The following is a 12875-nucleotide window of genomic DNA, read 5'->3' as shown; positions in this document are numbered from 1 at the left end:
AAATGAAAAAAACAGTATTAATTGTTATTGATGGTTTAGGTTTAAGAGAACAAACACAAGGTAATGCATTTGCATTAGCTAACACACCAACATTTGATAACTTATTTGCAAATTATCCAAATTCACTTATTCAAGCTTCAGGTCAATATGTAGGATTACCAGCAGGACAAATGGGAAACTCTGAAGTAGGACACTTAAACATTGGAGCTGGAACAGTTGTTTACACAGGGCTTTCATTAATTCAAAAATCTCTTGATGATAATACATTTAAATCAAATGAGGCTTTTGTAACTGCGTTTGATGATGTTAAGAAAAATAATTCAACATTGCACTTAATGGGGCTTTTATCACCTGGTGGGGTTCACTCACTTGAAAATCACTTATTTGAATTAATTGAAGCAGCACACGAACATGGAGTTAAAAATGTTTTAGTTCATGTTTTTGGAGACGGTAGAGACGTTGCTCCTAAATCAATTATTCCTTCACTTGAAAAATTAGTTGCATTATGTGACAAATATGGATACCACATCGCATCTATTTCAGGAAGATTTTATGCAATGGATAGAGACTCAATGTTTGATAGAGTTGATAAAGCATACGATGCTATTTTAGGTTTATTAGATGTTAAATTTGACAATGTAATTGATTATGTAAACAAACAATATGCAGAAGGAATTACAGATGAATTCTTTGTACCTGCTATTAATGAAACACTTCCAAAAAGTAACTTTGTAAAAGATCACGATTCAATTATCTTCTTTAACTTCAGACCTGACAGAGCAAGACAATTAACACACTTATTTATTGGTTCACCATTATATCCAAACAAACCGGCTCATCCAGTTGTAATTAACAAATTTGTTTCAATGATGAAATATGAAGGAATTGACACAATTGTTGCATTCAAAGAAATGGAAATCAATATGCCAATTGGTAGAGTTTTAGAATTAGCTAACTTAAATCAATTAAGAATTGCTGAAACTCAAAAATATGCTCACGTTACATACTTTATGGACGGTGGAAACGACATTGAATTTAAAAATTCAAAACGTATTATGGTTGACTCACTTAAAGTTGAATCATATGCTGATGAACCAGAAATGTCTGCAGAAGGAATTACAGACGAATTATTAGCAAACGCATTAAATTATGATGTAACAATTATGAATTATGCAAACCCTGATATGGTTGGACACACAGGGAACTTAAAAGCCGCTATCAAAGCAGTTGAATTCTTAGATTCACAAATTAAAAGAGTTATTGAATGAGCTGAAGAGAATGATGTTACAGTATTCATCACAGCTGACCATGGAAATGCTGAAATCACAGAAGATGAAAATGGTAAACCAGCTACAAAACATACATCAAGTCCGGTTATGTTAATTTGTACAGATAAAAACGTTAAATTAAAAGATGGAAAATTAGCTAACGTTGCACCTACTGTTTTAGATTACATCAATATTTCTAAACCTAAAGAAATGGATGAAGAATCTTTATTAGTTAAATAATTAAATTAAAAAAGTTTAATTAACTACTCTATTGTTATGTCTATAATTAGATATACTCAGTAAGCTTAATAAAACTTTTACACCTATATAAAGCACTTAAAAGTACATTTACTACAAATCTTAAAGGTACTAAATGTACTTTTTATTTAATTAAATTAGTTAATTTTAGTGCTTAATCACACTAACAAAAACAGAAATAATTCATATAAAATTTACACACAAAAATAGAATAAATATTTTGATAAATAAAAGATAGATTAAAATAAAATAAAAAGACTTATAAAATAAAATTTTAATTTTATTTTAGTCATAAATAAAAAGAAAGGATGATTATGGCTGACAAAAATAGAAAAAGAAAACTCATTATTGGTCTAATACTTGGTGGTGTTGGTGCTGCAGCATTAATTGGTACTGGAGTTGGATTAGGATTAAGCAAAAAAGAAGCCCCCACTCCTGCTCAACCAGTTGACAAGCAACCTTCTAAAAATATTGTTGCTAATTTATCAAACTTAACTCAAGCACAAAAAGATGCAATTTATAAACAAATTAATGATGCTGCTGATAAAACTGCAATTGATAATATTGTAAACAACTCAAGAGACTTAAATGAATTAGCTGCTAAATTAAATGAAGCTAATGAAAAACAAAAATCTGAAGCATACACAAATGCATCAGCTGAGCAAAAACAAAAATTTAACGAAGCTAAAAAGTCTCTTGAAGATGCTATTGCTGCTAAAACCGATTTAACTACACCAGTAGAAAACAAACAAAGCTTAATTGATGCATTAAATGCTGCTGAAGAAAAATTAAGTTCATCTACTTCATCAGAACAACCTACTAACCCTGGAAATAGTGATGGTGGAGGAAGCAATGAAACCCCAAGTAATTCTAATGGAGATGGAGGTTCATCAACTGAACCAACTGATCCTAATCCAGGAACAGGAAATGGTGATGATAATGGTACACCAGATTATGAAGAGCCAGAAACTGGAGAAGAAACTCCATCACAACCTACTACATCAGAAAGAATTCTAGAACCTGAATATCCACCAGTTGATATGTTAAGCGAAGAAGAAACAAACCGTTTAACTGAAAATGCTAAATTCACAATCACAAACCAAGGTTACTTCCCAGAAGAAGGTAAACCAGTTGTATTACAATTTGTCGCTGGAAAAGAAGAATTAAAACCTGAACAATTCAAATGATATTCAAATGATAGTGAATTTAGTGTTACTGATAAAGGTACTTTAGAAGTATTTAATAACCAAATCGGTATTGATTCTAACTTCCAACTTGAAGTTATCGGAACATACAATGGTAAAAAATACGTTAAGAAACTTAATGTGGAAATGGTTTACAAAGTTAACCCATTACAAAATGTAAAATTAACTGCATCAAATGATGGATTATTAATAAATAACGCAGCTACAGTTACAGCAAGTAATGTTGATGGTGTAGATTGAACTAACTCATCTTGATACAGATATACAACATTAATTGAAAATGAACATTCAGCTACATTAAATGTAAACAGAGATGGAGACTATTCATTAGTAGTTAAAAATTCAGCTGGTGTAATGTGAAGATTAAAACCAGTTACTATTTCAGCATTACCACTCGCAAATAATACTCAACCATTCAGTTCATTACTTTCAAACAGATTAGACATTGTTTCATATACAGATAAAATCATTGAAAGAAAAACTAGACCTTCAATCCAAAAACAAGTTTACGATACAAAATTAAACCAAATGTATTCAAGTTATGGATTCAGATACCCTGGATACGATTTTAACTACGAAAAAAATGGTTCAAGCTTTGCCGATCGCGCTTTCTTTGAAGTAAATGGTCAAAAACTTAGTATGGGTGAACTTGTTTACAACGAAAGAGTTGAAGGTGTTATTGGTATAGATGGGTTCACAGGTGAAGGTGCACGTAAATATAGTGATGCAAACTTCATTAAAGAAGAAATAGCAAATAACCGTCTTAAAAAACACCCTGCTGCAGATAAATGATTCGAAAGAGTAGTTACAGACGAAACTCAAACAGTTACAAAAGAAATTTCAATTAACACATCAATGACAGGATACAACGTTATTGGTTTATATGCTCCAGCTGGAGAAGTTATTGAATTTGAAATTAGTGAAGACACATACAAAATTCTTAAAGAATTATATGGAACACCAAATGAAACTACAGGTATTTACAGTGAAGTTCCATTTGATTTCTATGTAAACAAAAGCTACTGAGACAACTACCCAGCAGACAACACAGGTAAAATTTCTAACCGTTACCCATTTGTTCTATCAAGATTTAGATTTAGATTTAACGAAATTGACCCAGCCACAAGAAGAGTTAAAGTTGGTTCACCATTTGGTGGAGCATTATCAATTAACGTTGGTGTAACTCTTAGAGATCAAAATGGTAACCCTGCTCCATTTGACGTTAAAGTTTATAATGCAGTTGAACAACTTCACTACGTTTATGGAAAAACAACAAAAGCAGAATGAGATGCACAAATGGCCGCTGTTAAAGCAGGTACAATTAATGCACCTATTATGACAATTCAATCAAACTACACAGGTATAGCAATTCCTTATACATCATCAAGTGCTATTGCTCATGTTAAATTTGATGATATTATCTTCCCTGAAGAAAAAATGCACAAATGAGACAGTTTCTATGAAATGTCATACTTATGATACGACTACAATTCACCTAAGTTAGCACTTAACTACTGTGATGACGTTTGAGGAGGAGCTGGTGCTTGAGGTGGTGGAAACAACCTTTGAGCTGCAATCGGATGAGCATCACCTTACTTAAAAGGAGCTTCTGACTTTGGATTTGATGATTGAGGAAACTACCACGAAATTAACCATAACTTTCAAGCTCACCAAGATCCATTCAATGTAAGAGACCACGGATGAACAAACATTCCATCAGTAATTAACTTATCATTTATTAATGATAAAACAAGACTTCGTGGAATCACAAACCCATCAGGAGACTTTGATGTACACTGAGCTAGATTAGCTAACTCATATTCAATTAACCAAACAAAAGCTGACTGATACGCACTTTACTCAAATATGATTTACACATTAGGACCAGTTAACTTTATTGAATGAGTTAAATCGTCAGGAAGAAATGGTTTATACGATAAGAAATTGAAGACAACTTGATACTTATCTAAATACTTCAAATTAAACTTCTACTACGCATTAAAACAATACGCAAGCACAATTGAATCATTACAACGATCAGTACCAACAGTTGATATTGCAAACGACCATAAACCAGAATTTGATGCAGCTATGGCTGAAGCTAATAAAGCTGCAGCTGAATTTGAGAAAGTTCAAGCTGACTGAAAAGACTGAAGATTTGAGGGAAGTAAAGAAATTGATCCTAAAGGTTACTATGGATATAATGATTCAGATAGACCTCGAAACTTAACAGAAATGGATAAACAATGAGCTCAAAAAGAAAGAGACGCCATTGCTAAATTAAGAGCAACTGGAGATAAAATTAATGAGCTTATGGCTAAATATCCAGATCAAGAAAACATCGAAAGAATGCTTGATATGTTCCAATGACCATCATTCGATTTTGTCGCTAACATTTATGCTTGTGGTCAATTCTTATACAACAGTGAACTAGACAGATTTGAATATACTTCAGATACAGCTCCAGCTTACCAAATTTCAGCAGGACAAGACTTTACATTTGACTTTGCAAATGGAATTAACTCACTTAACTCTAACTTTAGAATTAAAGAACTTAAATTCCCGACAAGAACAAAATTAGGTGGAAGTTTAGAATTTGATCCATCAGATCCTACAAGAATGAAAGTTATCTATAGAGCAAATCCAGATAAACTTGCAGAAATTGATGAATTTGATATGGAAGTTATTCCAGCTGACTTTGAAAACAAACCAAAAAGATATGTACCTGCTTACAGATACAAAATTAAACTTAGAAACGTAGTTAACCGTCCAGTCTTAACAACTTACCAACTTACAGATGGTCAAGTTAAAGGGTTAAGAACAATTTCACAAATTATGAACTACATCAAAACAAATAACATTCAACCAAAAGATACTTTAGTTGAAGACTTTGAACAAAGAAAACTTCAAAATCCATTTACAGGTAAAAAACAATTAGTTGAATCTAAGGCAAAATTCATCGCACCTGAAACAGGATCATATAATATTAAAGCTTACTTCTCTAACTGAGGATACATTAAGATTGGCGATGCATTCGAAGGTGAAATTAACTCAACAAATAATGCACTAAAAGATTTTGGTACAGTAACATTACAAAAAGGACAAGTTTACGACCTTACAATCGCGGCTTGAAATGATATTGCATACCCAAGAAGAACATTCTGATTGGAAAAAATCAATGATACAGGTTCTAATACAATCTACGAAATTAACAACTATGCATTAAGTCCATATCTTCCAGCAGATTGATACGATACACCAGAAAAAATCCAAGAATTATTAACTGGTAAACAATGACAATACAAACCAAGATTTATGCCTACTGATACTAAGAGTGACCTTCAAATTACAAAATTCGCTGGTTCATCTCAAGTTACAAACCCTGTTGCATTAAGCATTAGAGGGCCTTCAAACCGTTATATTAATGGTAATACAGAATATAAAGCAATTTACGATCAAATTTACGACACAAAAATTGAAACTTGACAAACAGATAAATTAGACTTTAATATCAAGTTCCAAAAACCTGCTACATTAAGCTTTATGGATATTATTGCTAAAGCTGACTTCCAAAAACAATACCGTCCAACTCATTACACAATCGAACTTAAGAGAACTGAAAAAGTTGAAGTATTCGAAGGTGAATTTATTGATATGCCAGTTGTGTTCAAAACATTAAACTTTGTAGTTGACCCTACAAAAGATACAGAAGGTCTTCCATTAACTAATAGATTAGACTTTGGTGCTATTTATGATGGAATTGAAGAAGTTCACATTACAACAATGAGAGAACCAATCAATGACGACGAAAAAACAAGAAAGCTTAAAGTTACAATCATTAGAGAAATTAAATTTGGTCTTGATACTCAAAACAAGAGAGTATTACCAATTAACAACTCTGGAATTCAATTCTATGGAACATCTTGAGAATTTTTAACAAACGAAAATGATCAAATCAACAACGCAATCAATGGTGTTTCAGCTAAAGTTTCAAAAGCTAACGAATACTTTGAATTTACATTCAACTCAGACGCTATTGACTTATTTGGAAAAACAGGACCAAATATGTCATCATTTGACGTATACATTGATGATGAATTAGTTCTTGAAAATGTTTCAGCAGTTACAACTGAAGAAACATACAACCACTGTTTATTAACATTATTTACACCTGAAAAATATGACTTAACAAAAGATCACAAAATGAAGATTGTAAATAAAGAAAATAAACCATTATTCTTTAACTACATTTTAACCAAATAAGATGTAATCGCAAAATTTAGAAGATACCTTACGGTGTCTTCTTTTCTTTTACTTTTTTGGCAAAAACAAAATAAAAAAAACCTTCATCACTAGGATGAAAGTTTAAATTTAAAAATTATTTATTTACGTTTTCTACGTTTTTTGTAGAAGATAAATCCAGCTCCGGTACCAATTAATGCAAGTAATCCTGATACACCACCTGCAATTGGACCAACTAAGTTTGAACCACTATTTGTGTTTTCTTTTTTATCTTCTTCTTTAGTAGGGTATTCAGGTTTAGTTTGTGGTTTAACTTTACCGTTAAGAGCTTCTGTAGCTTTTTGAAGTACAACTAATCTTTCAGATAAATTAGGAATTCCTGTAGTAAAGTCTTCTTTTTCTTTAATTTCTTCAAAAGCAGATAATGCATTATCAAATGCATCTTTAAATTGTTTATCAGCTTGAATGTATTGTGTTGTTTCTTTCATCGCTTTAGCATTCTCAACAACATCAAATGCACTGTTAACTTCTTTTACATTATTTTTAATGTCTTCAAACTTAGAAACTTCATTTAAGCTGTTTACTGTCTTTTTAGCAGCTTCTTTTTGAGTATCCGATAAGTTTGAGGCATCTTCGATAGCAGTAAGCGCTTCTTCTTTAGCTGTTTTTAATCTATCATCACCATCAAGAGAATCGTGAGTTAATTTTAATGTATCTAACTTGTTATCTAAGTTAGGATATGGTTCATCAAAGTCAAGTGTTGTTGTTAAATCGTTTAAACCAGTAACTGCATCATCAAATACATCTTGATTTGAAGCTTGAGTGTATTTGGTTTCTGATTCAAGTTCTATAGCAGATTCAACTTTAGCAATTGCTGTATCAATGCTTGAAGCATTTGAAACTACTTTATCAATTTGTGCTTTACCAGATTTAGCTTCTACTAATTTCATAGCTTTTTCTTTTTGAGTTTCCGATAATTTAGGTAATGAGTTAATCTTAACTATAGCATCTTCTTTTTGAGTTTCAAGTAATTTTTCTTCAACATCAGCAATTGATGTTTTAGATTCAACTTCATTTTTAGCAGGATCTTTTTGAACTGATGTTAAGTTTTCAAGTGCATCAATAGCTTTAATTGCTTCAGCTTTTGCAGCATCTAATCTATCTTTACCATTTAATGAACTCTTAGCTTCAGATACAGCTTGTAATTTAATATCTAATTGTTCAAATGGAGTTTCAAAGTCTGTGTAGCTTGATAATCCATCTAATGCAGTTATAGCATTATCAAAGTTTATCTTAACATCATCTGATGCTTGTTTGTATTGAATTTCTTCTTTTATCGCAACTTCATCATCAAGCGTTTCAATACCACTGTTAACCTTTTCTGCCTTAGCAACAATTGCATCAACTTCATCTTTAGTTGCTTTTGAGTTAATTAAAGCTTTAACAACTGGTTTTTGCACATCATCTGATAAGTTTGATAATGAGTCGATTTTATTTGATGCATCTTGTTTTTTAGCATTTAATAATTTATCAGCAACATTAGTGATAGTTGTTTGTTTTTCAACTTCAGTTTTTGAGTCTCTTTTCTCATCATCTGATAAGTTAGGTAATCCATCAATAGCAGATTTAGCAACAGCTATTGCAGTATCTAAGTTTTGCTGACCATCAAGTGTGTTGATTGCATTATTAAGAGCTTCTATTTTTTCTGTGATATTAGCAATAGGACTTGTTGTAAAGTCCGTTACTGTTTCTACACCTGTTAAGTTGTCAAACGCTGTTTGAGCAACTTGTTTTTTATCTGAATCAGCTTCTGTGAATTTTGTTTTTGACTTAACATCATTAAATCTTTGAACTTGTTCAATTGCAGCATCAACATTTGTTGCGTTTGTAACAATGTTCTTTGCTCCTTGAACTGTTGTAGCAGCATCGATTTGGTTATTTGCTTCTGTAATTTGTTCTTCTAATAAGTATGTTAATTTAGTCAATTCAGATTTCGCAGTTTGTCTTGCTGCTTTTAATTCAATTAAAGCATTATTAAGTTTTTCAGCATTGTTTTTAATATCTGTAACTTCTGAAATTGAGTTGGCTGAAGTTATGCTATTTGCAAAAGCATCTTTTTGTTCATTTGATAATTCACTTAAATTAGAAATGAAAACGTTAGCTTGTTCTTTTTCTTTTTTAAGTCTGTCTAATCCATTCAAGTTACCTTTTGCATTCTCAAGAGCTATAACATTTGCATCAAAATTAGCAGGTAATGTTGAAAAATCAGTTTGTGATTTTAATGGTAATAAACTGTCCAATATAGTATCAAAGTTTGTTTTTCTAGAACCTTCAGCTTCAGTGTAGTTTATTGTTGATTTTTCATATTCAGCTTCTTTAATTTTTGGAAGTGCATAATCAACTTTTGAATAGTTTCATTGAATTGCATCAATTTCAGTTTTTGTAGTTTTATTATTAATTAATTCAGCTGCTTTTTCTTTTTGGGTCTGTCCTAGATTAGATAATGAATTAATTTTGTTGATTGAATTTTGTTTTTGAGCTTCAAGTAATTTTAAATTAACTAAATTAATTGTGTTAGCAGCATTGATTGCATCTTGTGCAGCTTTTATTCGTTCTCCAGTTAAATTAGTTAATTTATTCAACTCATTTAACGCAGTTGTTCTTGCAGATGATAATCTAGAATCACCATCAAGACCCTTGATAGCGTTTTTTAAGTCAACTGTTAAGCTATCAATATTAGAAATTGATGTTGTAAAGTCTGAATTTGATTTGATATTGTCTATTGCACTTTTAGCAGAATCAAATGTTTGTTTTTTATTCTTTGCAGCTTCTGTATATGCTGGTTGATTTAATTTCGAATCAGCAATTGAAAGTTGTTCTAATGCAGCATTTAATTTTGTAGCATTAGAAACAAATAAATTTACATCATTTACAGTTTGCGCATTACTAATAGAGGTTTTAGCACCTGGTTTTTGAACATTATCTGATAAGTAAGTTAATTTATCAATATTTTTGTTAGCTTCTGCTTTTGCAGTATCTAATCTTCTTTGACCATCTAAGTTGTTTTTTGCTATCTGCAAGTTTTGTATTGCAGTATCGATATTCTCAATTCCTCTATCAAATGAATTTGAATTTTTAACTGTATTAGCAACTATTTCTGCATTATCATAAGCTTTTTTAAGATCTGTCGATGCTTCTATATAGTTAATTGATGACTTTACAGAATCAAAATTCTTGAGTTGAGCATTAAAGTTGTTTAATTTAATTACATTTGAGACTATTGAATTCATCGCAACTCTATTTGCACATTGTTCAACTGAAGTTTTTGCACTTGATTCTTGTGTATCAGTTAAGTTAGATAAACTATCAATTGTTTGATTAATAGCTTGATGTTCAAAATTATTTAATTGTTCAACTGCATTTTGCAATGCAATTGCGTCTGCATAAGATCTTTTTTGGTTAAGTTCAGCAACTTTTTGATCAATAACGCTTTGCTCTAAATATTTAGATGACAAAATAGATTGTCTAATTGAATCTAAATTAGATTGTCCATTTAACATCGAAATAGCAGATTGCATACGTTGTTCAATATCATTAACATTTGTTTCTTGAATTTCTGAAAGTGTTAATTGCTCATTAATTTCAGTAATTAATTGATCAATTTTAGTTGCTCAACCACTATTATCGAGTAAGTAATTGATTTGTGTTTTTTGTTCTTCACATTTTTGTAATGCAGATCTTAATCTTTCTCTATATAAGTTTTGATCATGTTGTTTTTTTAAGTCTTCAAGTGATTTAATAATTTGAGCGCATTTATCATAATGAGTTTGTAATCTGTTTTTTAAATTCGCAAAATCAATAGTTGCATCATTATTAATTGTTTCTTTAATGATAACTTGAATAGATTGAATATTTTCGTTTAATTCTGCTTTTTTATCTTGGTAGTTAATTTGTAAATTATCTAAATCTAAGTCAGTAACTTTTTGATTGAATAGTCACAAATAATCCTGAAGATCATTCAAGATTGTTTTTAATCTAGCTAATTTATTTTTCTTCTTGATGTAAATATTAAGAACATTTTGATATTCAGGTAATTTAGGAATTGTTGTAATTGCATCTTGAAATGCTTGATAATTATCTTCTGATAATTTAGATTTGTCAGCAGTTGTTATAAAACTTAATTGAGAATTTCTAAATGGAACTGATGAATTAAATGTTTTTATATCTGATTTTAAAGCTTCATAAGCATTTTTTAAGTTTGTAATTTTATTTTGAACTTCAGTTTTATCTGAATCAAATAAATTAGCTCATTCACCTCTTTGGTCAGTCATTGGTTGAATGATATATGAATTAGCTACACTTACAATTTCATTTTGAATATGAAATCTAATGAAATTTTGGTAAGTTGTATTAGCAAGAGTATCTGAATATGCCACATAACTTCTCCCTATGCTAAGAAGTTTATTTACATATTCTTCATTTCTAGAAACTGTAAGTCTCCCTTCAACATTTAAAATTCTTTTTGGAGTTGGATAGTAAATGTTTGTTGGAGTTTCTTTATAGAAAACTAATTTGATTGAATCGTTTAAAACAAATTTATTAGCTAACTGAATTCTTGTATTTGTATCAGTTATCTTTTTCTTTTCTAAAAGATTATTACCTTTGTAAACTTCAACAAAGTAATCTTTCATAGGTTGGCTTAATTCGATAATCGATGTATTGTCAACTAATTTAGTAACAGGAATCGCATTTAATTGTCTTCCTAAAATTCCACGGTTAATTACTCTTTGACTATACATATAGTTTTTACGCACTATAGCCAATGCAAGAGCATCTCCAGGGAAGTCCATTGGTACAATTCCTAAATGTTCTCATTGATCTTCTTTTTCTTTAAGTTTTTTAACAAGTCATTTATTTAAAGGTTTGCTAGTTCATCAAGGTTGCTCACCGTTAGATCTTGAAAGGAAGTTGGTCATTATGTCATTGTGGAAATCATTTGGATCTTGATACATGTTTGCCATATTCTCAAACATTCTCTTCTTTACATCTTCTGTTGAATCGTATACATCTTGTCGTATATTTCAGTTATTACCATGATCAATGAAAGTTCCATAGTTATTATCTGAATAAACTTTGTGGTGAAAGTTATTTACAACAAAAACTTTACCTCTTAGTTCATTAAGTGTTGGGTTCAGATTATTATTGCGAGAATAATTTTTGAAGAGGATATCTTTGAATTTATAAAGATTATCGATTATTAAGTTTCTTCATTTTATACAATCTGTAGCAGATAAATTACCAACATCTACATTTTCATCTTTTATACGTAAAATGATTGTTTCACTTGAGTGTGCAGTTAAGAATTTTTTACACTCGTCTAACACATTTTGTAGATATAAGTTATTCGAATATGCTCCACCGTGATTAACTGAATTACTTCTATCTAAGCGAATATCAAAATAACGAATACCCATTTTTAATTGGGTAGGTAAATTTTTGTACTGTGTTCTTGCTCAAGCAGAACCGAAAAATCATTTAACACCTCTACCATCATACATACCACTATCGTGAGTTCCTGGTATAGAAAGCTCTGATAGTAATTTATCCCCATCAACATCAGCCATTCAATCACTTAAATTCAATTGTGTTTGTGTATCATCTGAATAAGCTTTATTTTCATCTGTTCAAGAAACTCTTTGTTGAACAATTCCTGAAATTGCAGTCAACGAAAGAATCGGAGCTGCTCCGAGAGTTAAACTTATTATTAATTTCTTATTTCTTTTTTTCATAAATGTACCAACCTACTCAAAATTTGAGTAATCCTAATAAATTTATAAATAAATTTATTATATTTTATCTGTCTATTTTAACAAATTCTAAACACTATACGCAATGTCTGATT

3 protein-coding genes are annotated in these 12875 nt (G+C 30.5%); 2 read left to right on the top strand and 1 reads right to left on the bottom strand.

Features of this window, described 5'->3' with window-relative positions; genetic code table 4:
• Nucleotides 1-2 precede the first annotated feature (2 nt).
• Both gpmI and VBM86_RS00170 read left to right on the top strand, forming a co-directional pair.
• On the top strand, nt 3-1508 hold the full coding sequence (gene gpmI, locus VBM86_RS00175) for a 2,3-bisphosphoglycerate-independent phosphoglycerate mutase (protein WP_323189446.1): 1506 nt from the start codon (nt 3-5) through the stop codon (nt 1506-1508).
• A 332-nt stretch (nt 1509-1840) separates the two neighbouring features.
• Nucleotides 1841-6994, top strand: coding sequence for a M60 family metallopeptidase (locus VBM86_RS00170; RefSeq protein ID WP_323189445.1), 5154 nt, complete (start codon nt 1841-1843; stop codon nt 6992-6994).
• Between the two features lie 119 nt (nt 6995-7113).
• On the opposite strand, the gene VBM86_RS00165 is transcribed toward VBM86_RS00170, so the two are convergent.
• Nucleotides 7114-12762: a phosphatidylinositol-specific phospholipase C domain-containing protein gene (locus tag VBM86_RS00165; RefSeq protein ID WP_323189444.1), complete on the bottom strand. Its 5649-nt coding sequence runs from the start codon at nt 12760-12762 to the stop codon at nt 7114-7116.
• Nucleotides 12763-12875 lie beyond the last annotated feature (113 nt).

Source organism: Mycoplasma sp. 21DD0573 (assembly GCF_034863425.1).
Classification (GTDB): Bacteria; Bacillota_I; Bacilli_A; order Mycoplasmatales; family Metamycoplasmataceae; genus Mycoplasmopsis.
This window is presented reverse-complemented; position numbering and strand designations above follow the sequence as displayed.